At 61.9% G+C, this 23,283-nt stretch carries 20 protein-coding genes; 13 read left to right on the top strand and 7 right to left on the bottom strand.

Annotated features, from left to right (window positions below; translation table 11 throughout):
• Nucleotides 1–30 precede the first annotated feature (30 nt).
• The 3 genes from BLU46_RS29115 to BLU46_RS29125 all read right to left on the bottom strand — a co-directional run bounded on the left by BLU46_RS29115 (nt 31) and on the right by BLU46_RS29125 (nt 5,263).
• Nucleotides 31–1,638 carry a hypothetical protein gene (locus BLU46_RS29115; protein ID WP_093208705.1) on the bottom strand — a complete coding sequence of 536 codons (1,608 nt, stop codon included), beginning with the start codon at nt 1,636–1,638 and terminating at the stop codon, nt 31–33.
• A 65-nt stretch (nt 1,639–1,703) separates the two neighbouring features.
• On the bottom strand, nt 1,704–3,440 hold the full coding sequence (locus tag BLU46_RS29120; RefSeq protein ID WP_093208708.1) for a hypothetical protein: 1,737 nt from the start codon (nt 3,438–3,440) through the stop codon (nt 1,704–1,706).
• A complete protein-coding gene (locus tag BLU46_RS29125) occupies nt 3,437–5,263 on the bottom strand; it encodes a tyrosinase family protein (protein WP_093208712.1) in 1,827 nt (608 codons plus the stop codon). Before BLU46_RS29125 ends, BLU46_RS29120 begins: the two co-directional genes overlap by 4 nt.
• Nucleotides 5,264–5,422: 159 nt before the next feature.
• Between BLU46_RS29125 and BLU46_RS29130 the strand changes: the two genes are divergently transcribed.
• The 11 genes from BLU46_RS29130 (at nt 5,423) to BLU46_RS29195 (ending at nt 16,945) form a co-directional block, all read left to right on the top strand.
• Nucleotides 5,423–5,887, top strand: a complete 465-nt coding sequence (locus tag BLU46_RS29130) for an Lrp/AsnC family transcriptional regulator (protein ID WP_063033945.1) — start codon at nt 5,423–5,425, stop codon at nt 5,885–5,887.
• A 986-nt stretch (nt 5,888–6,873) separates the two neighbouring features.
• Entirely contained in the window at nt 6,874–7,467 is a 594-nt protein-coding gene (locus BLU46_RS29150; RefSeq protein WP_063029163.1) for a transposase, read from the top strand.
• 59 nt (nt 7,468–7,526) lie between these two features.
• Entirely contained in the window at nt 7,527–9,110 is a 1,584-nt protein-coding gene (locus BLU46_RS29155) for a ShlB/FhaC/HecB family hemolysin secretion/activation protein (protein WP_093208724.1), read from the top strand.
• 24 nt (nt 9,111–9,134) lie between these two features.
• Entirely contained in the window at nt 9,135–10,934 is a 1,800-nt protein-coding gene (locus BLU46_RS29160) for a DUF2341 domain-containing protein (protein ID WP_093208729.1), read from the top strand.
• Nucleotides 10,935–10,945: 11 nt separating this feature from the next.
• Nucleotides 10,946–11,371 (top strand): ExbD/TolR family protein, encoded by a 426-nt coding sequence (locus tag BLU46_RS29165; RefSeq protein ID WP_003211540.1) that lies wholly within the window; start codon nt 10,946–10,948, stop codon nt 11,369–11,371.
• A gap of 3 nt (nt 11,372–11,374) precedes the next feature.
• Nucleotides 11,375–12,082, top strand: coding sequence for an energy transducer TonB family protein (locus BLU46_RS29170; protein WP_063029169.1), 708 nt, complete (start codon nt 11,375–11,377; stop codon nt 12,080–12,082).
• 41 nt (nt 12,083–12,123) lie between these two features.
• On the top strand, nt 12,124–13,824 hold the full coding sequence (locus BLU46_RS29175; protein WP_063029171.1) for a putative porin: 1,701 nt from the start codon (nt 12,124–12,126) through the stop codon (nt 13,822–13,824).
• A 17-nt stretch (nt 13,825–13,841) separates the two neighbouring features.
• Nucleotides 13,842–14,468: a coiled-coil domain-containing 22 family protein gene (locus tag BLU46_RS29180; RefSeq protein ID WP_063029173.1), complete on the top strand. Its 627-nt coding sequence runs from the start codon at nt 13,842–13,844 to the stop codon at nt 14,466–14,468.
• A gap of 20 nt (nt 14,469–14,488) precedes the next feature.
• Nucleotides 14,489–14,983, top strand: coding sequence for a YbjN domain-containing protein (locus BLU46_RS29185; RefSeq protein WP_093208734.1), 495 nt, complete (start codon nt 14,489–14,491; stop codon nt 14,981–14,983).
• Nucleotides 14,980–15,915: a peptidylprolyl isomerase gene (locus BLU46_RS29190; protein WP_063029177.1), complete on the top strand. Its 936-nt coding sequence runs from the start codon at nt 14,980–14,982 to the stop codon at nt 15,913–15,915. The genes BLU46_RS29185 and BLU46_RS29190 overlap by 4 nt, the downstream gene beginning before the upstream one ends.
• Nucleotides 15,916–15,967: 52 nt before the next feature.
• A complete protein-coding gene (locus BLU46_RS29195) occupies nt 15,968–16,945 on the top strand; it encodes a LysR family transcriptional regulator (RefSeq protein WP_093208739.1) in 978 nt (325 codons plus the stop codon).
• 100 nt (nt 16,946–17,045) lie between these two features.
• Here BLU46_RS29195 and BLU46_RS29200 read toward each other — a convergent pair whose 3' ends face one another.
• The 3 genes from BLU46_RS29200 to BLU46_RS29215 all read right to left on the bottom strand — a co-directional run bounded on the left by BLU46_RS29200 (nt 17,046) and on the right by BLU46_RS29215 (nt 21,500).
• Entirely contained in the window at nt 17,046–18,353 is a 1,308-nt protein-coding gene (locus BLU46_RS29200; RefSeq protein WP_081253266.1) for an IS4 family transposase, read from the bottom strand.
• 884 nt (nt 18,354–19,237) lie between these two features.
• Nucleotides 19,238–20,554, bottom strand: a complete 1,317-nt coding sequence (gene potE, locus BLU46_RS29210) for a putrescine-ornithine antiporter (RefSeq protein WP_093208743.1) — start codon at nt 20,552–20,554, stop codon at nt 19,238–19,240.
• 49 nt (nt 20,555–20,603) lie between these two features.
• Nucleotides 20,604–21,500, bottom strand: a complete 897-nt coding sequence (locus tag BLU46_RS29215; RefSeq protein ID WP_172834558.1) for an AraC family transcriptional regulator — start codon at nt 21,498–21,500, stop codon at nt 20,604–20,606.
• A 139-nt stretch (nt 21,501–21,639) separates the two neighbouring features.
• On the opposite strand from BLU46_RS29215, the gene BLU46_RS29220 reads away from it, so the two are divergent.
• Both BLU46_RS29220 and BLU46_RS29225 read left to right on the top strand, forming a co-directional pair.
• Nucleotides 21,640–22,383, top strand: coding sequence for an SDR family NAD(P)-dependent oxidoreductase (locus BLU46_RS29220; protein WP_093208747.1), 744 nt, complete (start codon nt 21,640–21,642; stop codon nt 22,381–22,383).
• 16 nt (nt 22,384–22,399) lie between these two features.
• Nucleotides 22,400–22,804: a VOC family protein gene (locus BLU46_RS29225; protein ID WP_093208752.1), complete on the top strand. Its 405-nt coding sequence runs from the start codon at nt 22,400–22,402 to the stop codon at nt 22,802–22,804.
• A gap of 19 nt (nt 22,805–22,823) precedes the next feature.
• Here the strand turns inward: BLU46_RS29225 and BLU46_RS29230 are convergent, their stop codons facing one another.
• A complete protein-coding gene (locus BLU46_RS29230) occupies nt 22,824–23,255 on the bottom strand; it encodes a hypothetical protein (RefSeq protein WP_093210210.1) in 432 nt (143 codons plus the stop codon).
• Nucleotides 23,256–23,283: the final 28 nt, after the last annotated feature.

A 23,283-nucleotide genomic window follows, 5' to 3' on the forward strand; every position in this document is an offset into this window, starting at 1 on the left:
ATCATTGATCGCCCCTTTTTTTCGTCTGGATCACGGTTGATCCTTGAGGGTCTGGAAGGCTTTCACGCGCTTGACCAGGCTTTTCTTGCTGGCCGAGTCGGCGCTGTTGAACAGAAACGAAAAGTCCGAAGCCAGGGTGGAGCTGCCGGCGATGGTTGCGTACTGATGACAGGCATTGCAGTTATCGCCCTGGACGTAGGTCTCCAGGGTGGTGTTGGCCACCGGTACGTTGCCCTGGCTGATAAACGGCCCGTAGGACAGTGGCACTTGCGCACTGACACCCGGTTCCGGCTGGGTGGGCGGGTTGGGGGTGAGGGTCCAGAGTACGTTGATCAATTTGTAGTACTGGAACACCGACTTGCCCTGGCTCTGCTGGGCGAAGTTGGCCTGCACCGCGCCGTTAAGCGCCTGCAGTTCAGTGGGCAGCGGATGTTCCCGGGTGGTCTGCACGGGTTGGTCCCGTGGAAACGGCTCGGTGCAGTCGCGGTCGGGATGGTGCTGTTTGCACTGGATACGCGCCACGTTCGGCGTGCATTCGGGGCCGGTGCCGCAGTTCGGGTTGTTGAAGGCAAAGCTGTCGGGCGGCGTCTGTTGTGGCGGCACCTGGTTGGGTTCCGGCACGTTGTCCACCTGCTCGAAGGTGGTCCAGATGAAGTTGGGCGAGGCTTGGGTCTTGTTGATGATATGCAGGCCCACCAGGCCCACCACTTGTTGGGTGCACTGCAAGGTGGCCGGGTTTTTGAGCCAGGCGACGGTGGTCAGGTAACGCCCGTAGAGTTCGGGTTTGCCGGTAAGGATCCGCCACGCCGCCTTGACCTCCAGGGCTCCCAGTTGCTCCTGCGGCACCGGGTTGGGCGGCAGCGAGCGCATGGGTTCACCGATGGGCAGAGACAGCCCGCCCGGGTTCTGGTTGTCGAGGTTCTGCGCGACTGTCAGCTGGTTGGCTGCGTCGTACAGCCCTTTGCTGACGATGTAGTCGAACTCGGCCTTGCCCACCTTGCGTTCAAAAAACACCAGGTTCTGCGACTGGTCCGTCAGCCAGCCGCCGGAGGCTTCCATGATCGGGTCTGGAATCGAGGCGAGGGTGCCGCTGGACAGGTGAAACCCATGCCGCGCGTTGATCGCGCTTTCGGAGGTGGCGGTCATGAACTTGCGCGCCCCCACCGACATCGCCCTGAGGCTACCCTGGGTGCTGCAATTGGACGGCACCAGGGTTTGCACGCCCCAGCCGGTGGGCGCGGGCGCGCCGGGCAGGAAGATATCGTTGGCATCCTTGTAGCTGGCCCACACGGGCGCCACGCTCATCGGCTGCCCGGAGGCAGTCGGTACACCGAATTGCGCCAATGTACTGTTCATGTCCGGCTCACCCGCGAGGGCGGGCGTGGCTGGCCAACCGGGATTCACCGGCCAGTTCAGGGCAATGAACAACTGCCAGCCAAAGCAATTCATAAAGCTCTGGCCGGTGGCGTTGAAGTTGTTAATCGGCAGGAAACCGCCGCTTTTCGGATTGAACACCAACTGTTGCTGCACGCAAGCGTCGGCGTCGGACGTGGGGGATGCGTAGGCGGCCTGCATGGCGAACAGGCTCAGCACCACACTGGTCAGCAGCGATAAAACACTTAAGCGTAACCTGGACATCATCGCGCTCCTTGCAAGCAGGTAAAGCCGCACCCTGGGTGGATGCGGCTGATGGGCCGTATCAGTCAGGCGCCAGGCACCAGCGCCAATCCGGATTCCCATGGGTGTTCCGTCGCGCTGGGGTTATCGGCTTCGCCCGGGTTGAGCGCGCGCACCGTCACCAGCCCCGGAGCGGCAGTGGGGCTTACGGTGATGGTCAGCAAGTAGCCCTGGGTGCCGCCGGAGTTGGTTTGCCCGGGGATGGCGGAGGCATCCGGCAGGAACTGGGTGACCTGCGCCGTCACGCCGGGATTGGAAAATTGCACCCGCGCCGTCTCGGCGGTGGTCTTGAGATCGGCGCCTTGCACCACCAGGGCGAACTGCCCGCTGGTGCCGGGTGCCAGCCAGGCCGGCAGGTCGGTAGGCGACTGCCCGTAGAACAGATCCAGGGGCAGCAGTTGCACCGGCCAGGGTTGTACGCCGTTGACCCGATCCTTCACGCAGGGGCAGGAGTCCGGCGTCGGGCTGATGGGCGTGGTTGTCACACTCAGGCCCACCAGCAACTGCTGGGCAATCACCCACACATAGTCGATCGGCTGGCCACTGATGGTGATGTCGTTGATCGAAAACCCGGCGCTGACCGGCACTTCAAACACCGCTTGCAGGATCTGGTCGGAGCCGTTGGCGGCGGACTTGGCGGTGCCACGGGTGATTTTCCAGTACTGGCTGACGTCCTGGCCTTGAGGGCCTTTCCACGCCGAGAAGTCGGTGGGTTGTTGCAGGTAAAGGCCGATGGGATTGGTCAGGGACAGCCGGTTATTCACCGCCACGCTGTTGGCCGAGAAACCGATATGCGGGTCGGAGTTGCGGTAGTTCTGCCCGTATTGCGCGCAGCAGATCAATGCCTGGGAATTCTGGCTGCTGGCCAGTGGACGCAGGATGGTCGCCGCGGCGGCCAGGTACACCTCGGCGCTCAGGGTGTTGGGGCCGGAGGTCAGGTGCATCGCCCCGCCGTATTGGCCGGGTACGCAGGCGGTGCCGGCGTTCCATTTGTTGACCGTGTCGTAGGCCGGTTGGCCGGTGGTAGGGTCGATGACCGGATCGCCCGCTTTGCCGGTCGGACAGTCGGCGGTGTAGCGCAAGTACAGGTCTTCGAGCTGCACCTGCGGGTCGATGTAGTCGCGGTACAGGCCCAGCACTGCATTTGGATCAATGCGCCACATGGCCAGGAAATACGCCGGGTTTTCGCAGGTGAAGGTGATCTTGCGCATGTTGCCGTCGGCATCGCGCACGATGGACCACTCGCAGTATTCGTCAAGCCAGCCACGGGGCCCCGAGGGCGAGAAATCCTTGTACTTGCCTTGCCAGTCGATGGTCGGGCAGCGGGTGACGGGCAGTTGCAGCAGGGTGCCTTGCTTGTTCGGGTCGTAGAGCATGTACAGGGTGTTGTTGATCGTAATCTGGCCGTTGTCGGTCAGCTCCATCACCTGTTGCATGGACATGGCCTTGCCGCCCAATTGCGGAATCACCGCCGTGCCGTTGTTGTAGAAGAACGTCCACAGCCGATTGGGGAAGGGCGCCCAGGTAATCGCCGGCGGCGTGGTGGGGCCGTAGCCTTCCACCAGCGGGTTGTAATAGCCCGAGCGCGGCGCGTCATTGAGGCCCGACCACGGGTTGCCGATGATCGCGGACTGGGTCCAGCCGGTGAGGTCATTGTTCCAGTCGGTTTCAAACTGCGGCAGCTGGTTTTCCAGGCCCAGCTTGTTGTAGTCCTTGGGGGCTTGCCCGGCGGGGGAGGTGAATTGTTTGAAGGGTGTGCTCATGGCGATTCTCCAGGTGTCGTGTGGGTGGAAGCAGAGCAGCAACCGGCACTGGGGGCAGGACCGGTGATGGCCTGGCGCGGGTCGTCCCACACCAGTTGGGCGATAAAGCCTGGCAGCGGCGCGTACTCTTGCGGCGTCAACACCCGGGCACTATCGAGATGGGTCACCACCACGGATAACTGCGTGGCGTCAGTGGGGCGAAGGTTCAGCGCGCTGGCATTACGCGCGGCGTTCAGCGCGCGGGACACGCCGTGGGTGATGCAGCGGCCCTTGTCATCCACCAGGCCCATGCCGATGCGACTGAAACGCCCGACATAGTGCGGATTGTCGGCACTCACCTGCTGCGGCGTGGCGTCGGGCTGGTTGAGGAATACGTCGATCAGGTAGGTGTCGTGGGTGCAGCGCACATGGTCGAACACCACCCACGGCCCGAGCCCGGCCGCGTTGCCGGTGGCCGAGGCGGGTGCCGAACTGTGTTGGCAGCACGCCTTTGCAGCCGCTTTGGTCGCGCCAAACTGTGGGGCGACGGGCGTGCCGTAGTCGTAGCCGATATGGCGGCTGTCCTGGGCCATGTCACCGAGGGTGGTGTAGCGCCAGGCATCGGCGCTGGTGAAGGTCACGGTGCTGGCCTCACTCCCGGCGAACGGCTGGAGCAGGCATTGGGTGGTGTACTGCGCCGCCGGGTTGGCACGGATCCAGACCTCCAGCATCCGGTCGATATTGGCGTGGTAGGAGCTGAACACCGGGTCGAATGCGGTGTAGGCGTTGTCGGCCATGTCACCGCCGATCCAGCCGTGATAGTTGTCGTGGGGTTGCTCGTAGAGCCCGTCGAAATTCAGGGCACGATTGGGGTACAGGTCATCTTTTTGCGGCGGGTCAAATACCGGAATATTCGCCCATGGATAACCCGGTACGCCTTGGGGTTGGCTGAACGAGGTGAACTTCAGTGCATCGACCACCTGCTGCTGGAAAATCCGGCTCATGGCATACAACTCGGTGCGTTCCCGCCGGAACGGCTCGCCGTGGGTATAAAACAGCGGGTTGCGTTGCACGAAGCGGCAGTCCACGCCGTTGACATCACCCCTGGCACACACCTTCGAGCTACCGTCCTTGGCCGCCGCATAGCGCAGCGGGTTCGGCCGGACCTCACCGGTGTGCGGGTGCACGTAGGTTTCATCGAGAAACGCCTGGGGCAAACCGGCCTGGGGGCTGCCGTCGACACTGGCGTCTGCGGCCATCCAGTCCCAATAGGGAATCGGGCAGTCGATCAGTGCTTCGAGGTACAGCAGATAGGCCCGGTGCCACAGGGCAAACGCTTCCTGGTAATGCAGGCACCAGTTGGTATGGATATACGCGTAGCGCTGCCAGGGCGAACCGCTGTCGGGGTCGCTTACCTGCATCACGTCATCCAGACGTGAGCGGTACAGGTTCAGTTGTTCCTGTGTCAGGGCGCGAATGTCCTGACGCACCCGTTTGACCGGGTGGGGCAGGTCGGGCGGGGGAATGCGCTCGGCGATGTCGAACGGTGAACTGGGGGTCAGGCGCCAGCCCTGGTTGACCCACAGCCTGAAGGTTTCCAGGGCATCGATGGGCCAGAATTGTTGCTGGTCGAGGGTCAGCGGCATGCTGCGGGAGGCCAGGTGCTGGTAGATGGTTTCGGACCAGGTCTTGACCGAGGCGGGGTCTTCGAGGAACACGAAGTAGGCGTTCATGCAGCCCACCCAGGAGGCGGCGACGGCGGCGCGTTGGGCGGGCGGTATCCAGTAGGGGGCGCTGAAGAGGCCGTGGATGTCGGTGGCCCATGTCGGTTTCGCGACTATCATAAGATCCCTCTCATGCCGCCCCAGTGCCTGATTTGGCTGGGCTGCTAAGCTGGATTGATGTTAGTGCGCCACCGCGCAGGATTTCTGCAAATTGGTGGGTGTTTACGGTGGATTCATTGCAGTTTTTTCAAGGAAGATATGGAAAAAATGACAGATGCCATGGATTTGAAGATTCTGGGGAAGTTGCAAAGGGATTGCAGTCAGAGTCTGGAGTTGTTGAGTGACAGTGTCGGGCTGTCTTCGACCAGTTGTTACCGGCGTATCAGGCGATTGGAGAGTGTCGGGATTATCAAGGCGAAGGTGGCGGTGCTGGATGAGCGCAAGCTTGGGATTCAGGTCACGGCGTTCTTCCTGATTAAGCTTGATAGGGACAGTAATGATATCGACCGCAAGATGCAGCATATCCTGGCGAGTCATCCGGAGATCCAGGACTGTTATTTGCTGACCGGGGAGTTTGATTTTGTGATGGTGGCGAAGTTTCGGGATGCCACTGAGTACACTGATTATATCTATCGGTTTTTAGACATTTATCGGGATATTCCGATTCGTACTTATTCGTCTACTTTGGTGGTCAGGACGGTTAAGAAGTCTTATGAGTTGCCGTTGCCGGGGTCTTTGGTTTGAGTACATATCCGTTTCTTCGGTAACGGCCGCTTATGGTTCCGCTCTTACAGCGGGTCACTTTTGGCAAACGCCCCAAAAGTAACCAAAAGGTCTTTGCCCCACCACTCGGTGCCTCGCCCAGGCTCGGCATGCCCGCACTCCGGCCCGGCTCCGCGGGTCGCCGCGATGGGCCATCCCTGGCCCAGCGCGGCTAAACCGGCGTCCTGCCGGTTTACCCGCTCCACCGTGCCTACTTGCGGCCATCGTGGTTAACGGGGCCCGCAGATCAAAATCAAAAGCCAGATCAAAAGCAAGGGCACAGCGGCCTACCGGCCGGCTTGAGTGTTAAAAGCAGAGGCAAGATCCAGAGCGAAAGCCAAATCTGAAGCTGATGCAGCTCTGCTTTTCTGTGGGAGCTGGCTTGCCTGCGATGCAGGCAACTCGGTACATCAGATACACCGAGGTGATGCCATCGCAGGCAAGCCAGCTCCCACATTTGACCGTGCCCGCTTTTGATTTGGCTTTTGCTTTTGCTCTTCAACACTCAAGCCGGCCGGTAGGCCGCTGTGCCCTTGATCTGCTTTTGATCTTGATCTTAGGCGCCCCGTTAAACCACGCTGGCCGAACGCAGGCTTTGGAGCGTGGGTAACCCGGCAGGACGCCGGGTTAGCCGCGCTGGGCCAAGGATGGCCCATCGCGGCGGCCCACGGTCCAAAGCCGGAGTGAGGGCACACCGAGCCTAGGCGAGGTGCCGAGTGGTGGGGCAAGAGCGTTTTGCTTACTTTTGCGCTGTTCAAAAGTGAGCCGCTGTAAGAGCGGAACCCATATCAGCCGTTACCTAAATAATGGATATACACACCCCACCCCCGCCAAAAAAAGAAGCTTTTATGACAAAAGTTCGGTAGCCCCCGGTGCCCCCAGTCTTGGCTATGTAACGCGCTCGACACCGCCAAACAGGCGATGCCAGAAGCGCAAGCAGGATGCCAGGAGTGGGGCGAATGGGAACTATGGAACGTTACTCGAAAGTCGGCATGCAGGAGCTCGACCAGCGCCTGTCAAAGATCGTCGAAGCCGCGCGCAAAAAACCGGTCTCGGTCTACCGCTATGGCGCACCGTGGGTATGGATCGTCTCCCAGGACGACTGGCAAGGCGCCCTCAAGGAAGTCTCCAGCTACATCCCCGCAGGCCATTCACTGGTCCTGCTACGCCCGCAGATCGACGAAATCCTCGACCACCACCGCGACCTGCTCCAGCCCGAACCCGGCACCCAGATCGCCCCGCAAACCATCTTGCAGATCCTGCTGCTGCAACTCCTGTACGCGGTCCCCAACGAACAGCAACTGCATGAACAACTCAACTACAACCTGCTGTTCCGCTGGTTCGTCGGCCTCGACCTCAATCAGAAAGTCTGGAGCATCAACCTCCTGCAACGCGACATCGCCACGTTCCTGAATAACCCGCAGGCGGTGCAGTTGATCCAGAAAATCATCGGTGAAGTGTTCTGTGGCGCCTTGCTGCACATGCCGGAGTTCTCCCTGAACTTCGCCCTGCTGCACACCTGGCTCGCCCGGCACGGCAACACCTCGATATCCAGCAATTGAACAGGCCAAACGCCGGGCAAACGGCGACGGCAATCATTCTTAGTAGACCAGGGGGCGGTGTGGAGCATCTGTTCAAATCAACGCTGGCGCTGTGCTGGCTGACGCTGGGTGCACTGGCGCAACCGGCGCAGGCCGAAGGCGAGCCTCCGGCACGGCTGGTGGACGTCAACGAGTACTTCGTGCGCGGCAACACCGTGCTCGATGCCCGCGCCATCGAAGAGGCGGTGTACCCGTTCCTCGGCCCGCAAAAAACCCTCGCCGACATCGAAGGCGCCCGGGACGCCTTGCAGAAGATCTATCAGGAACGCGGCTACCAGTCGGTGTTCGTCGAACTGCCGGAGCAGAAGGTCGATGACGGTATCGTCTACCTGCAAGTCAGCGAAACCAAGGTCGGCCGCGTCCGCGTGGTCGGCGCCAAGCACTATTCGCCGGTAGAAATCCGCGACGAAGTGCCGGGCCTGAAGGAGGGCGCCGTCCCGGATTTCACCCGCGTGCAAACCCAACTGGCCGGCCTCAATCGCAGCGCCGGGCGCCAGGTCACGCCGCTGGTCCGCGAAGGCCAGCGCCCCGGCACCATGGACGTCGACCTGCAGGTGGAAGACCAGAACCCCTGGCACGCCAGCCTCGGTCTGAACAACGACTACAGCGCCGACACCAAGGAACTGCGCAGCGTTGCCACCCTGGGTTACGACAACCTCTGGCAACTGGGCCACAGCATTTCCCTGACTTACTTCACCGCGCCCCAGGACAGCGACAACGCCAAGGTCTGGTCGGGCGCCTACACCGCGCCGCTGACTGATCGCTGGAGCCTGCAGTTCTCCGGTTATCAGTCCGACAGCAACATCGCCACCATCGGCGGCAGCAACGTGTTGGGCAAGGGCCATTCCTACGGCGTGTCGGCGATCTACAGCCTGCCGGCCAGTGGCAATTGGGCCAATTCGTTCTCCGTCGGGGTCGACTTCAAGGACTTCAAGGAGCAGATGAAGTTTGGCGGCAGCACGGACGATATCCCGCTGAAGTACGCACCGCTGACCTTCGGCTACAACGGCTACCGCTACACCGAGCAGTCGCAATTGGGGCTGGGCTTGAGCCTGGTGGTGGGTACACGCGCGTTCTTCGGCTACGGCAGCGACGCCGAGGAGTTCCAGTACAAGCGCGACAAGGCCAGCCCGAGTTTTGCGGTGCTCAAGGGCGACCTGAATTACACCTACACCTTCGGCAACGACTGGCAATCGGCGTCCAAGGCCGGCTTCCAGCTGGCCTCGGGGCCGCTGGTGTCCAACGAGCAATATTCCGCCGGTGGCGCCACGTCGGTACGCGGTTATCTCGCCGCCGAGCGCACCGGCGATGAAGGCTACCTGCTCTCCCAGGAGCTGCGTACGCCTTCGCTGGCCAAGTTCCTCGGCAGTTACGTGCAGGAGTGGCGCTTCTACGCGTTTGCCGAAGGCGCGCGCCTGCGCCTGCATGACCCGCTGCCCGAGCAGGAAGACGAATACAGCCTGGCCAGTGTCGGCCTCGGCACCCGCGCCAGTTTGAGCAAGTGGTTGTCCGGCAGCCTGGATTGGGGCTACCCGCTGCTCGACGGCCCAAACACCCAGAAACAGGACTCGCGACTGCACTTCAGTGTGCAGGCGACTTTCTGACCCCTTTTTTCGGAGACTCCTGACATGCAACGCCTATTTCTGAGCCTGTTGATCTGCCTGGGCTTCGCGCTCCCGGCCACCGCCCACGCCTGGTGGCAGGACGATTGGCACTACCGTAAACAGATCACAGTGGACACCACCTCCCAGGGCGCAGCCATCAGCCAGGCCCTGGGCCGTACCGCGTTGCTGGTGCGCCTGCACACCGGCAACTTCACCTTTGACGGGGTCAAGGACGACGGCGCCGACCTGCGCTTTGTCAGCGCCGATGACAAGACCGTGTTCAACCACCAGATCGAAAGTTTCGACCCGCTGATGGGCATGGCGCTGATCTGGGTCGATGTGCCCAAGGTCGAAGGCGGCCAGCGCCAGGACCTGTGGATGTACTACGGCAACCAGAAGGCTTCGGCCACTGCCAACGGCCAACTGACTTTCGACCCGAATTACACCGCGCTCTATCACTTCGACGGCGCCAACGGCACGCCGCCCCGGGACACCACGGCCTATGGCAACACCGCCGTGAACGCCACCGGTGCGAGCATCGACGGGGTGATCGGTCGTGCGTTGCAGTTCAGTGGCCAGCCGTTGCTGTTGCCGGCCAGCCCGTCGCTGCAACACGTCGCGGGCGGTGCGTTTACCTTCAGTGCCTGGCTGCGCCTGGACCAGGCCGGCGGCGAGCAACTGATCATGGCCCGTCGCGAGGGCGCTCACAGCCTGTTGCTGGGCTTGAACCAGGGCATGCCGTTTATTGAAATCGACGGCCAGCGCGCCGTCTCGACCCAGCCGCTGAACCCGGGCCAATGGCAGCACCTGGCGTTCACCGCCGAGGGCGACAAGGTCTCGCTGTACGTCAACGGCCGTGAGACGGCGACCCTCGCAGTGGCGATGCCGGCGTTCAATTCGCAACTGGTGATCGGTGCCGATTTGCCGGAAGCCACCGGCGGTCACCTGCCGTTTACCGGAGCCATGGACGAGCTGCGCCTGTCCAAGGTCGCGCGCCCGGCAGCGCTGTTGCTGGCCGATGCCACCGCCCAGGGCGCCGAGTCGAAACTGGTGACTTATGGCGTGGATGAAGAACAGTCGGGCTTCGGTTTCGGCAGCCTGGGTTTCCTGCTCAAGGCGGTGCCGGTGGACGCCTGGGTGATCATCCTGGTGCTGGTGGGGATGATGTTCCAGTCGTGGTTCATCATGATTCGCAAGAACCGCCAGGTCAGCCGCGTGAGTGCCGCCAACGATCTCTTCCGCGAGGAGTTCGCGCAGATCGGTACGCGCCTGGAGATGTACTACGACGACGCGTTGCTGGCTGAGCGCCTGACCCATTCCTCGCTGTGGCGCCTGTACCGGGTCGCGGTCAAGGAAATTCGCACCCGCCGGGCCCAGGGCGCCGACACCTCGTCGGTCTCGGCAGCCACCATCGAAGCCATCCGCTGCTCCATGGACGGCGTGCGCACCCGGGAAAACCAGCAACTCGGCGCCAAGTTGTCGACCCTGTCCAACGCCATCGCCGGTGGCCCGTATATCGGCCTGCTCGGCACCGTGCTGGGGATCATGGTGGTGTTCCTCGGCACGGCGATGGCCGGTGACGTGAACATTAACGCCATCGCTCCGGGCATGGCGGCGGCCCTGCTGGCCACGGCCATGGGCCTGTTTGTCGCGATCCCGGCGCTGTTTGGCTACAACCGCCTGATTACCCGCAACAAGGAAGTCAGCGCCGACATGCGTGTGTTCGTCGACGAGTTCATCACCCGCCTGGCGGAGATGCACGGCGAGAGCCAGCACAGTGAAGCGGCGCACCGTCGCGACCACCACGCCCACGTCCCGGCCTGAGGAGAATCAGCATGGCTTCCGTGAATGCCTCCCACGACGATGACGATGACGCACCCGTCGACAGCATCAACATCACGCCCCTGGTGGACGTGCTGATGGTGGTGTTGGTGATGTTTATCCTCACTGCCACCGCCCAGGTCTCGGGGATCCAGATCCACCTGCCCAAGGCCAGTGCTTCGGTGTCGCTGTCCGAGGCCAAGACCAAGGCGATCTCGGTGAACGATGGCGGCCAGGTGTTTCTCGACGCTTACCCGGTGACCTTGCCGGAGCTGGAGGAACGCCTGCGCATCGAGAAAGCGCTGAACCCGGACTTCCCGGTAATCGTGCGCGGCGACGCCATGGTGCAGTACCAGAAGGTCATCGAAGTGCTCGACTTGCTGCGTCGCCTGGAGCTGTCCCAGGTCGGGCTGGTCACCGGCAAACCGAGCCAGGGCTGAGCCATGACCGCACAGATGCCGATCACGCCGACGCCGCTGAAGAACAAGCCGCCGTTACGCCCGCTGAAGTGGGGCATTGGCCTGCTGCTGGGGGCCGTGGCTGCCTGGTTTCTCTGGCAATGGGCCAATGACATGAGTGGCGTGCGCCGTGAAGCGCCCAAGGTGCCGACGATTATTCCGCTGCCGCCACCGCCACCACCGCCGCCGGAAAAACCCAAGGAACCGGAGCCCGAGGTGCAGGAGAAAGTCCCCGAGCCGGAGCCCACGCCAACCCCGGATGAGGTCAAGCCCGAGGAAGAAGCACCGCCTTCACCGGCGGACGACCTGGCCAACCCGATGCAGATCGACGGCGACGCGCAGTCCGGCAATGACGGTTTCAACATCGGTGCCGGCAAGGGCGGCGGCATGGCCGGTTCTGGCGGTGGCGGCCTGGGGACCGGGACGTTCAAGCAGTACCTGGCTGGGGTGTTCCAGCGCCTGCTGCGGGAAGACCCGGAGTTGCGCAAGAAGGCCTACACGGTGCAGGCCGACCTGTGGCTGAGCGCAGACGGCGAGGTGACCCGCGTGGAGCTGGCCAAGTCCAGCGGCGACACCGAGACCGACGCTCAGGTGTTGGCCGCATTGCGCGCCACACCGCGCCTGAAGGAACGCGCACCCGCGTCATTGACCCTGCCGGTACGCCTGTCCCTCAAGGGCCGGCGCCCGGATTGATCGAACCCTTTTTTGCAGTTTTCTACAGGAGTTGTGTGCAGATGATTTCCCACGTGAATCGATTGACCCTGGCGGTCGGCATGGTCATCGCGACCCTGGTCGGCCAGGCGACGGCAGCCACGGCCGCGCCTTCGGAAAACGCCACGATCAACCTGATCCGCCTGCTGGTGCAGCAAGGTGTGCTCAAGCAGGAACAGGCCGACGGGCTGATCGCCCAGGCTGAAAAAGAAGCCCAGCAGGCACGCCAGGCCAGCACCTCCACAGCAGTAGCGGCAGGTCCAACTGCGGCCCCCGGCGATGTGCGGGTGCAGTACGTGCCGGCAGCGGTGCGCGACCAGATTCGCGACCAGGTCAAGGCCGAGGTCATGGCCACCGCCAAGCAGGAAAACTGGGCCCAGCCCAACACCTTTCCGGACTGGGTCTCGCGCATCAGCTTCGACGGCGACATTCGCCTGCGGGATGAGTCGCGCTATTTCTCGGGCAACAACAGCAACGAAATCGTCGATTACGCCAAGCTCAATCAAAACGGGCCCTACGACGTCAACAAGAACACCAACACCCAACTGCCGCCGTTGCTCAACACCCGCGAAGACCGCGAAAACCTGTTCCGCCTGCGCGCCCGCCTGGGCATGAAGGCCGTGATCTCGCCCGAATGGACCGCCGGGATTCGCCTTGGCACCGGCAACGACAACAACCCGGTGTCCACCACCCAAACGTTGGGCGGCGGCTTTGGCAAGAAAGACATCTGGCTCGACCAGGGTTACCTCACCTGGAAAACCACCGACTACATGACCCTGACCGCCGGGCGCTTCGCCAACCCGTTTTATTCCACCGACATGATGTATTCCGGCGACCTCAACTTCGACGGTGTGGCGGCGATCTTCAACCACAAGCTCAACAGCGACTGGGGCCTGTTCGGCACCCTCGGCGCATTCCCGGTGGAGTACAGCCCCGACACGGCCACCACCAACGGTTTCGACAAGGACGAGAGTGAAAACAAATGGATGTTCGGCGGGCAGATCGGCGCCGACTGGAAGATCAACCGCAGCAACAGCCTGAAAGGCTCGATGGCCTACTACCACTTCGGTGACATCCAGGGCGAACGCTCCAGCCCTTGCTCGCCGTGGGCCGGCCAGCCGGCGTGCGACACCGACGGCACGCGCCTGGCTTTCATGCAGAAGGGCAACAGCGTATTCCTGCTGCGGGACATCGCCCCCAACCCGGCGACACCGGGCCTGACCCCGCAACCGCAATTCGTCGGCCTGGCGTCCAAGTTCAATGTGCTGGACCTGAACCTGGCGTGGGACAGCGAGCTGCCGGAAGACCTCAAGCTGCGCAGCCAGACCAACTTCATTCACAACCTGGCCTACGACAAGGGCGAGATGCTCAAGCGCAGCGAAGGCCAGATCGTCAACAACCTCAACAGCGACGGCCAGTTTGAAAGCGGCGGCAACGCATTGCTGGTGCAGTTCACCCTCGGCAGTGCGCTGGAGATGCGCAGGAAGGGCGACTGGAACGTGCTGGCCGGCTACAAATACATCCAGCCGGATGCCTTGCCGGACGGCTTCAACGACTCCTCCTTCCACCTCGGCGGCACCAACGCCAAGGGCTATTTCATCGGTGCCAACTACGGCCTCGACAAGAACATCTACGCCAGCGCCCGTTGGCTCAGCGCCTCCGAAGTCTATGGCGCGCCGTTTGAAGTGGATGTCATGCAACTGGAACTCAACACGCGCTTCTGATGCGCCGGAGAAAGCTCATGAACACGCGAATTTGCGGCCTGCTTTTGCTGCTCGTCACCACCGGCGCTTCGGCTGAAGGCATGGAGGAGCGCCTGCGCACCCAACTGCGCAGCACCACCCAGCAGTTGCAGGCGCTGCAAAGCGAGCAGGCCCAGGCCAGTGCCGCGCGTATCGCCGCCGAAACCCAGGCCAAGCAGGCTCAGGCGCAGATCAAGCAACTGACCGCCGAGCTGGAAAAGTCCCGGGGCGTGGCTGAGCAACTGGTCGGCCAGCAACAGAACCTGCACAGCCAGGCCCAGGCTCAGGTGGCCGCCAGCAATGAACAGGTGGGCAAGTTCAAGAAAGCCTATGAAGATTTGCTGGTGATCGCCCGGGGCAAAGAAACCGAGCGGGCGCGCTTGCAGGCGCAACTTACGGAACGTGACACACAAGTGCAGCAATGTTCAGCCAAGAATCAACAGATGTACGGCGTGGCCCAGCAATTGCTGAGCGCCTACGAAAAAATCGACGTGGCCGACGTGATGAGCATCCGCCAACCGTTCGCCAGCAGCACCCGGGTCAAGTTCGAGGAACTCGCCCAGGGTTTTGGTGATGGTCTATACCTTAATCGGTTCGATGCTCCACAGACCGTCACTAATCATTGATCAACAAGGAAGAGACCACTATGAGCGACGTACAACTGATCACCAGCGTGACCCCGCATGCCTTGACCGAGCTGCTGCAGGAGGCCGGCTACCGGGTCAACCACACCGAGCAGAACGGTATCGTGCAATTGCTCAGCGCCAGCCAGGGCATTGGCTTTGCCGTGCGTTTCGGCAACCCGGCGGTAGAGCAGGGCAGCTACGTGGACTTCACCTACAGCTGCGCGCTGCGGGTGCAGGGCGAGTTGCCCGAGGGTTTGGCCCAGGTCTGGAACGCTTCCCGGCGTTTTGCCCGCTTGTCGTTGCAGGGTGAGTTCCTGCTGATGGAGATGGACGTGGTGGCCGCCGGCGTGGGCGCCCCGTACCTGCGCAACCAGCTGGAACTGTGGGACCGGCTGCTGCAGGAATTCATCGTCTACCTGCGTGAATACAGCCAGCAAGCCGCACAGCTTCAGGCCCAGGCCCAGGCCGCCCCCACGCCTGCCGTCGATGCCCGTGAAGAGGCGCCTGCCCTGTGAAGAAACCAACCCTGGTGGTCGGCGCCGGCGCCCTGGTGGTGCTGGCGGTCGCGGTGGGGTTGAGCCTGCGACCGGGCAGTGACCCGGTTGCAGCCCAGCAGCCGGCGCCGGTGGCCGTGAAGGACGGGCCGGCGGTGGCGCGCCTGGGCAACCAACAGATCGACCTCACCGAGCTCAAGTCGGTGCTGGCTGCCTTGCCGGTTGAAACCCGCGAGCAACTGCGTGGCAACCGTGGCGCCCTGGAAACCTGGCTGCGTTCACGTCTGGCGCAAAAGGCCGTGCTTGAACAGGCCGATGCCCAGGGCTGGCGCCAGCGCCCGGAAGTGGAGCAGCAAACCCGCGCCGCCGCCGAACAGATCGTGTTTCGCGACTACATGCTGTCGGTCAGCCAGGTGCCGGCGGATTACCCCAGCGCCGCCGAATTGCAGCAAGCCTATGACAGCGGCAAGGCGCAATGGGTGACACCGCCGTTGTACCAGGTCAGCCAGATTTTCCTGGCCGTGACCGACCCCCAAGCCGTCGACACCGTACGCCGTCAAGCGCAGGAATTAAGCCGCAAGGCGCAAGCCTCGCCAGGCGAGTTTGCCGCCCTGGCCAGCCAATACTCCCAAGACCCCGACAGCGCCCGACGCGGCGGCGATTCCGGGATGCAGCCATTGCAGCAACTGGTGCCCGAAATGCGCAGTGTGGTGGCGCGGCTCAAGACGGGCGCGGTGTCCGAGCCGGTACAAAGTGCTGCGGGTTTTCACGTGCTCAAGCTCACCGGGCAACAACCGGCGCGCACCGCCACGCTGGATGAACTGCGGGGCCGCCTGACGGAGGCCCTGCGTACGCAACGCCAGGAGCAAATCGCCAAGGCCTACCTGGAAGGCATGCTGAATACCGCCACCTTGAGCATCGACGGTGCCGAGCTGAACAAGGTGCTCGAGTAAAAAACGTCTCACTGCATTGGATGCACAGTACCCACAAGACAGGGAGTCTCCCATGGTATTTCTTGACCCGGCTGTACCCCACGGCACCACGCCCTATCGCGGGCTGACAGAGTCCCGCGAGGCCTGGCTGGCCGTGGCGGCCACCATCGAACCCGAGGTGGCGCAATATTTCCTGATCAGCGCGCGCTGTGGGTGTTTCATGCAGGCGGCTCGCAGCCTCAATATCAAGGCCACGCAATTGCGCAAGCGCCTGGCGCAACTGGAAGAGCAGCTGCGGCGTTCGCTGTTCAGCTATCAGGGCAATGTCCTGACCCTGAGTCGTGAAGGGCAGCAGCTGCAGGCGCAACTGATTGCCCTGTCCCATGAGCGACGCTTGCCGGTACTGGAGCAACCGTTGATTCGCCTGGCGGTTGCCGAGTCGATCCTGCATGACATTCTGGGGCGCGACCTGATTGCGCTGCTGCGGCGCAATGCGAGTGTGCGGTTGGAGATTATTTCCATCGACAGCGAGTTGGGGTTGCAGGCGTTGGATGCGGATGTGGTGGTGTGGTTGTCGGGGATGGATTCGCCGGGGGCCGGGCCGAGCTTTGCCATTGATGCGCCTGAGGTGTTGGCGCGGCTGGATTATTCGCCGCATATTGCCAAGCGGTATTCGCGGTTGGCGGTGCGGCCCGACAGCATTGAAGATCTCGCGGATTACATGCTGGTGCAGTGGCAGCCGGACCGGCAGGTGGAAGCGTTGCGGCCCTGGAACAGTCTGGTGGAGCAGCGGTTGGCGGGGGTGGTGCAGGTGCAGGCGTATCCGTTGATGCTGGAGATGATTCGGTGCAGTGCGTGTATTGGGTTGTTGCCGCGGTATATGAGTTGTTTTGATCGTGGGTTGACGGCGTTGGATGGGGTGTTTCTGGAGGGGATGCAGCGGCAGGTTTGGATGGGGGTGAGTGCTCAGGTGCGGCATCCGCAGGAGGTGGGGTGGGTGGTGGAGATGATTCGGAATACGTTTCTTGAGCGGGGGGAGTGGTTTGATTGATTGAGTACATATCCGTTTCTTCGGTAACGGCTGCTTATGGTTTCGCTCTTACAGCCATCCCTTTCAAGGTCTGCGTTTAAAAGTCCGTTTAAGGCCATGTTTAAGTACGTTTATCCGACTTGGCCGCCTTAAGCACCCTAGCTGTTGAGACATGCGCCCGTGCTGCCTTACCTTCCAGCCACTCCTTGGGCTTGGCTACTTTGGGGCCACGAGGGCTTTTTGCTACGGACTTAGGTTTGATCATCCTTGCCAGGGCCAGCAATCGCTCTGCCAGCCCTTGCGGAGTCTTTTCAAGAGGGAAATTTTCCGCAGGCAATGCGATCTGCAAGCCTTGATAATCACTGCGAACATGCACCGCCAAATGGAAAATCGAAACCTGCCAACCCTCTGGCTGCGTTTCGCGGTGCGCCTGCTCAACGCTACGCTTGAGAACCGACAAAACGTTGTAAGCCAGGACCGCCGAGGCAAAGCCCAATAGCGCGGCTTTCGGGCTGCCAAGGCCTGTAATTTCACTGTCCAGTACCGACTCAAGGCGCTGAAACATTCCCTCGATACTCCAGCGATGACGGTATAAATCGGCTATCTGCCGGGCACCGATGGTGTCGGGCAAATTGCTCCAGAACCACATCACCAAATCACCTGAGTCATTCGCCGTTTGCAGGCTCAACTCAACACGTCGCCAGCGGCGGCCACCCTTCACTTCGATGATTTGTTCGCGAACGGTTCCGCTATCGACCGTCCCTGAGTCTTGCCACTCACTTTCCTGGACCAGGCGTGGATGCTTACTGGGTTGGCGAACGATGAACGAAGCCCCCGTGTCCTCGCAGGCTTGCAGGATGGGCAGCGTGCAATAGAGCCGGTCAGCCATCCACAACTGGCCCGCGCATGCGCGGGCCAGCAGCGGTAAAACACTGACTCGCTCACTGGCGTAGGCATCTTCCCACGGCTGAAGATCAACGACTAAATCCAGATCCGGATCGTAGGCAACTACTGAAAATCCTGGGCGCGCTGCGCCGCGCTCATTGCGCAGAGCGCCTAGACGTTTTTCAGTGGCCGGCAAGTGGTTGCCATCCACAATACGCAACTGCCAGCCGGGCAGGATCGATGAATGGCCGAGCGTTTCGACGGTTGGTATCAAACGCTCGGCACTGCCCGAAATGAGGGCGCGAAGCAGCTCGGGTTCGGTTCGCTTGATCTTGTCATAGAGTGCCGAAACACTGACCGAAAGGCCCTCCATCTTGCGCGCCGCCGCGTGCAACGACGGCCTCAAGCCCAATGAAACAAGGGACATCAGCTCAACAACGGTTGAAAACAAAAGCTCACGTGAGTACTGCCGTTGGCGGTGATCATCGAACACCTTGTCAACCCAAGCGGCATCTACTGCCTGCTCTAATATCAACTTGGTCATGACGCTGGCCGGAGCCTGTTTTTCAAACCGTTCTAAAACCTTTTCCCACATAGTTTCGTCGTCCTGACTGGATTGGTTAGGGGATTTTAAACCAAGACCTTGAAAGGGATGGCTCTTACAGCGACTCACTTTGGAAAAGCCCCAAAGTAAGCAAAGGGCTCTGCCCCGCCTGTCGGCGCCTCGCTGGGGCTCGGCGTTCCCTCACTCCGGCATTGCTCCGCGGGCCGCCGCGACGGGCCATCCATGGCCCGGCGCGGCTAAACCGGCGTCCTGCCGGTTTACCCGCTCCGCAATACCTGCGTTCGGCCTCGGGCTTATTGGGGCAGTCAGATCAAAATCAAAAGCAGATCAAAAGCAGAGCACAGCGGCCTCCCGGCCGGCTTGAGTGTTAAAAGCCAGATCAAAAGCCAGAGCGAAAGCAAAGCTGCTTTTATGTGGGAGCGGGCTTGCTCGCGAAAAACCTGAGAGCGCCGCGTTGAATCAGGATGCCCGCGTCATCGTTAACGACCTTCGCGAGCAAGCCCGCTCCCACATTTTTTGGACCGTGCCTGCTTTAGATTTTGATTTGGCTTTTGCTCTTCAACACTCAAGCCGGCCGGGAGGCCGCTGTGCTTTTGCTTTTGATCTTAGGCGCCCCGTTAAACCACGCTGGCCGAACGCAGGCTTTGGAGCGTGGGTAACCTGGCAGGACGCCAGGTTAGCCGCGCTGGGCCAAGGATGGCCCATCGCGGCGGCCCACGGTCCAAAGCCGGAGTGAGGGCACACCGAGCCTAAGCGAGGTGCCGAGTGGTGGGGCAAGAGCGTTTTGCTTACTTTTGCGCTGTTCAAAAGTGAGCCGCTGTAAGAGCGGAACCATAAGCGGCCGTTACCTAAATAACGGATATTCACCCCCCACCGGCCGTAACAAACCGCCGCGCCAAAAACCCATACAACAGATACCCAAACGCCAACACCAACGTCGCACCAAACACCGCCTCCTCACCACACGCATAAATCGCATACAGCGAATACCCCACGGCAATCAGCAACACCGTGGTATTGCGTGCATAAATCGAGGCCGCCACCCGCGCTTTGTGCATCATCACCAGCAGCCCAGTCAGCGCAGTGACGTAAGGAATCAAATTAGTCACCACCGCCAGATTCACCAACTTGCCAAACTGCGCACTGGCCGTGGGCGAGATGGTCGACAAGGCAATCAAGCTCTGCAACGCCGCACAGGCAATCAGCCCCCACACGGGTGCCTGGGCACGGCTCACCCGGCTGAAGAACCGCGGAAACAGACGCTGGTCCGCCGACATCTTGGCCGTTTGCGCCAAGGTGAATTGCCATCCCAACAGCGAACCAATACACGCCACCACCGCCAGCGCCATGATGATGTCGCCCACCAGCGGCGTGAAAATCTGCGCATACACCAAGGCAAACGGCGCAGAAGACTCGGCGAGTTCAGCATTGGGCACGATGCCCTGAATCACTGTGGTCGACAGCACATACACCAGCGCCGCGCCGAGGGTGCCCAACAGGCAGGCCAGCGGCACGGTGCGCTTGGGATCTTCCACGGCGTCATAGCCCTGGGCGGCAGATTCCATGCCGAGGAACGCCCAGAGGGTCAGCGGAATACTCGCGCCAATCGCATCCCACAGTTGAAGTTGGTTGGGGTTCCAGGCGTCGCTGAACACCTCGGTCTTGAAATAGAACCAGCCGATCACACTCAGTCCCGCCACGGGGATGATTACGCCCCACACGGTGACCACGCCGATCCGGCCAGTCAGGCGCGGGCCGCCGAAGTTGGCAATGGTGGTCAGCCAGATCAGCCCGAGGGTGCCGATAAACAACGGGATCGGCCCGCTGCCCAGCCACGGGATGAAGGACGACAGATAGCCCACCGCCGAAATCGCTATCGCCACATTGGCGATGATCAGCGACAGGAAATACAGGAACGAACAGAGGAAGAACCCGGACTTGCCGTGGGCCTCTTCGGTGTAGGCCGACATGCCGCCCGTGCGGGTACAGAACAGGCCGCACTGGGCAAAGCAGTACGCAATGGCCATCGAGCCCACGGCGGTGATCAGCCACGACAGCAGCGAGATCGCGCCCAACTGCGCCATGCTGGCGGGCAGCATGATGATGCCCGAGCCCATCATGTTGATCGCCACCAGGGTGGTCAGGCCCATCAGGCTCATCTTTTTGCTTGGCTCGGCCATCGGCAACTCCTTGTCGTGGGGCGTGCGAAGGCAGGCTAGCACGTTGTGGTCACTGCGCCTTCGAGCCCCGGTTTTTCCCCAGGATTCGTGCCGCATCCCGTGCCGGTGGCAGGCCGAACACCCGGGCGTAATCGCGGCTGAACTGGGTGGCGCTCTCATAGCCGACTTCGAAGGCGGCACTGGTGACGTTTTTGGCGCTGGCCACCATCAACGTGCGGGCCTGCAGCAAGCGCACGCGTTTTTGGTACTGCAACGGGCTCAGGTTGGTGACGGCCTTGAAGTGGCGGTGGAAGGCGGACACGCTCATCGCGGCTTTCTGCGCCAGGGCTTCTACCCGGATCGGTTCGGCGAAGTCCCGGCGAATCCACTGGATGGCTTGGCTCACCCGGGCCATGGCGGTGTCCGGCGCGGCGATTTCACGCAGCATCCAGCCGTGGGGGCCTTGCAGTACACGGTAGAGAATCTCGCGCTCGTAAACCGGCGCGAGGGCGGCGATCGCCTCGGGGTTGCCCATCAGCCGCAGCATGCGCAGCCAGGCGTCCATCAACTCCGGAGTGACGGCGGCCACGGAAAATCCGGCATTGTGGTCGTAGCGCCCGGCAGGTTCGGGCAAGTCGCTCAGCAGCGTCGCGAGCACCGTCGGGTCCAGTGTCAGGCTGACCGCGAGGTAGGGTTCACCGGTCGCCGCCGGGTGCACAGTGCCCACCGCGGGCAGCTCGATGGACATCACGAAATACGTCGCCGGGTCGTACCGCAGGGTGCGGTCGCCCACGGTCATGGATTTGCTGCCCTGCAGGATCAGGTTGATCATCGGGTCATACACGGCGGCCAGCATATGCTCGGGAATCGCGCCCTGGACCATGGCCACCCGCGGTATACCCGTTTCAGTGCGGCGGTTTTCGGCCTTGGCGGCCAAGGCACGCAGTTCGATCAGTTGTGTGTTCATGCCGGGCATGCTGAGCGCCCGGGTGTGCCCTGTGCAAGCAAAAAGCAGAAACAGGCAGGTTTCGAGCAGGAACCGCTGCGCCGACGCAGGCGCGCAGGCCTACTGTGGTGACTCATTTGAGCAAGCAGTGGAGCCACACATGGGCGTTATCCTTATCACCGGCGGCAGCCGTGGCATTGGTGCCAGCACTGCAGAGTTGTGTGCCCGGCAAGGCATGGGCGTGATCCTGACCTACAACAGCCATCCAGAGGCCGCACACGCCGTAGTGCAGAAGATTGAGGTTGCAGGCGGCAAGGCGGTCGCGCTGCCATTGGACGTGGCTGACGTGAGTTCCTTTGACGGTTTTGGCGAGGCGGTAAAACGGGCGTTGTCGGCGACCTGGGGCGTAAGTGGCTTGAGTGGGCTGGTGAATAACGCCGGCTATGGCCTGTTCAATCCCCTGGAATCGGTCACCGAGGCCCAGTTCGACGGCCTGCTGAATGTGCACCTCAAAGGCCCTTTTTTCCTGACTCAAACGTTATTGCCGTTGCTGCAAGCACAGGCCTGCATCGTCAACCTCACCAGTGCCACGACTCGCGTGGCCACCGCCGGAGTTGCACCTTATGCAGCCTTCAAGGGCGCGCTGGATGTACTGACCCGTTACATGGCCAAGGAGTTTGGCGAGCGGCAGATCCGTGCGAATGCCGTCTCCCCGGGAGCCATCCGCACCGAACTGGGCGGCGGGCTCAATGATGAATTCGAGGCGCTGCTGGCTTCCCAAACGGCCCTCGGCCGAGTGGGCGAACCCGAGGATGTGGCGCGCGTGATCGCCATGTTGCTGTCGGAGGAAGGCCGTTGGGTCAATGCCCAGACGATCGAGGTCGCGGGTGGCTACATCATCTGAAGAGCGAGGCGACAGCATGCTGGATCATATCTTTTTGTCGGTCAGCGACATTCAACGCTCTATCGATTTCTACCAGGCGGCACTGACAACGCTGGGCATCACCACGCGCCACGACTACGACGGCAAGGACGGCCCGCCGGGCCATCCGGACCTCAAGGGTTTCGGCGCCAATGGGCGGATCTTCTTCTGGCTGCGCGAGGGCGTGGTTGAGGGCAGGGCGGTGCATGTGGGGTTTGTCGCCAGCAGCAGGGCAGAGGTCGATGGGGCTTACCTGGCGGCAATCAATGCCGGCGCTATTGACAACGGCGCACCGGGTGCACGTTTGCACTATGACCCGAACTACTACGCCGCCAACGTCCTGGACCCCGACGGCTACAGCCTGGAATTTGTCTACAAGAACTGGCAGCACGCCCAGCGATAGCCACCGGAAAGGGTGACGATCAGCCCGCTGCCTGCGGCTGCATCCGCCACTCACCTTCCACATCCTTGACCAACCCACTGGCCAGGAACAGCGGTGCCACGCGCTTGTGCAGCTGTGGCTCGACAAATTCTTTCACCGTGTCCAGGGCCAGCGCGCCACTCAGCGGCAGCTCGGCCTTGGTGTAGGACAGCCAGGCCTTTTTCAGCATCAGCAGCACGTCGCTGCCGGCGGTGGAGGCAAAGCGGCGGTGGGTCTTTTTACCGTCGAAGTCGAAGGTGTGCTGGAACTCGTAACCGGCCTCGCTGCCTTCGCTGGCGACGCAGCGGATGCAAGTGCAGGGGCCATCGCCGAAGGCGCTGCGCAAGTAGTTGTTGAAGTCCACCACGGGCTTGAGTGACAGGCGCTTGTCCACCTCGAACAGGTCCCCGGTCATTTTTTCGTCAGTGTTCAAGGTCGATTTCCTCGCAGCGGTTTTTTCA

This window comes from Pseudomonas yamanorum (genome assembly GCF_900105735.1).
Classification (GTDB): domain Bacteria; phylum Pseudomonadota; class Gammaproteobacteria; order Pseudomonadales; family Pseudomonadaceae; genus Aquipseudomonas; species Aquipseudomonas yamanorum.

What these genes read in the sequence shown, in the direction of transcription:
- BLU46_RS29115 (WP_093208705.1), bottom strand. Translation starts at nt 1,638, where the DNA reads ATGTCCAGGTTACGCTTAAGTGTTTTATCGCTGCTGACCAGTGTGGTG.
- BLU46_RS29120 (WP_093208708.1), bottom strand. Translation starts at nt 3,440, where the DNA reads ATGAGCACACCCTTCAAACAATTCACCTCCCCCGCCGGGCAAGCCCCC.
- BLU46_RS29125 (WP_093208712.1), bottom strand. Translation starts at nt 5,263, where the DNA reads ATGATAGTCGCGAAACCGACATGGGCCACCGACATCCACGGCCTCTTC.
- BLU46_RS29130 (WP_063033945.1), top strand. Translation starts at nt 5,423, where the DNA reads ATGGATTTGAAGATTCTGGGGAAGTTGCAAAGGGATTGCAGTCAGAGT.
- BLU46_RS29150 (WP_063029163.1), top strand. Translation starts at nt 6,874, where the DNA reads ATGGAACGTTACTCGAAAGTCGGCATGCAGGAGCTCGACCAGCGCCTG.
- BLU46_RS29160 (WP_093208729.1), top strand. Translation starts at nt 9,135, where the DNA reads ATGCAACGCCTATTTCTGAGCCTGTTGATCTGCCTGGGCTTCGCGCTC.
- BLU46_RS29165 (WP_003211540.1), top strand. Translation starts at nt 10,946, where the DNA reads ATGGCTTCCGTGAATGCCTCCCACGACGATGACGATGACGCACCCGTC.
- BLU46_RS29170 (WP_063029169.1), top strand. Translation starts at nt 11,375, where the DNA reads ATGACCGCACAGATGCCGATCACGCCGACGCCGCTGAAGAACAAGCCG.
- BLU46_RS29175 (WP_063029171.1), top strand. Translation starts at nt 12,124, where the DNA reads ATGATTTCCCACGTGAATCGATTGACCCTGGCGGTCGGCATGGTCATC.
- BLU46_RS29180 (WP_063029173.1), top strand. Translation starts at nt 13,842, where the DNA reads ATGAACACGCGAATTTGCGGCCTGCTTTTGCTGCTCGTCACCACCGGC.
- BLU46_RS29185 (WP_093208734.1), top strand. Translation starts at nt 14,489, where the DNA reads ATGAGCGACGTACAACTGATCACCAGCGTGACCCCGCATGCCTTGACC.
- BLU46_RS29195 (WP_093208739.1), top strand. Translation starts at nt 15,968, where the DNA reads ATGGTATTTCTTGACCCGGCTGTACCCCACGGCACCACGCCCTATCGC.
- BLU46_RS29200 (WP_081253266.1), bottom strand. Translation starts at nt 18,353, where the DNA reads ATGACCAAGTTGATATTAGAGCAGGCAGTAGATGCCGCTTGGGTTGAC.
- potE (WP_093208743.1), bottom strand. Translation starts at nt 20,554, where the DNA reads ATGGCCGAGCCAAGCAAAAAGATGAGCCTGATGGGCCTGACCACCCTG.
- BLU46_RS29215 (WP_172834558.1), bottom strand. Translation starts at nt 21,500, where the DNA reads ATGAACACACAACTGATCGAACTGCGTGCCTTGGCCGCCAAGGCCGAA.
- BLU46_RS29220 (WP_093208747.1), top strand. Translation starts at nt 21,640, where the DNA reads ATGGGCGTTATCCTTATCACCGGCGGCAGCCGTGGCATTGGTGCCAGC.
- BLU46_RS29225 (WP_093208752.1), top strand. Translation starts at nt 22,400, where the DNA reads ATGCTGGATCATATCTTTTTGTCGGTCAGCGACATTCAACGCTCTATC.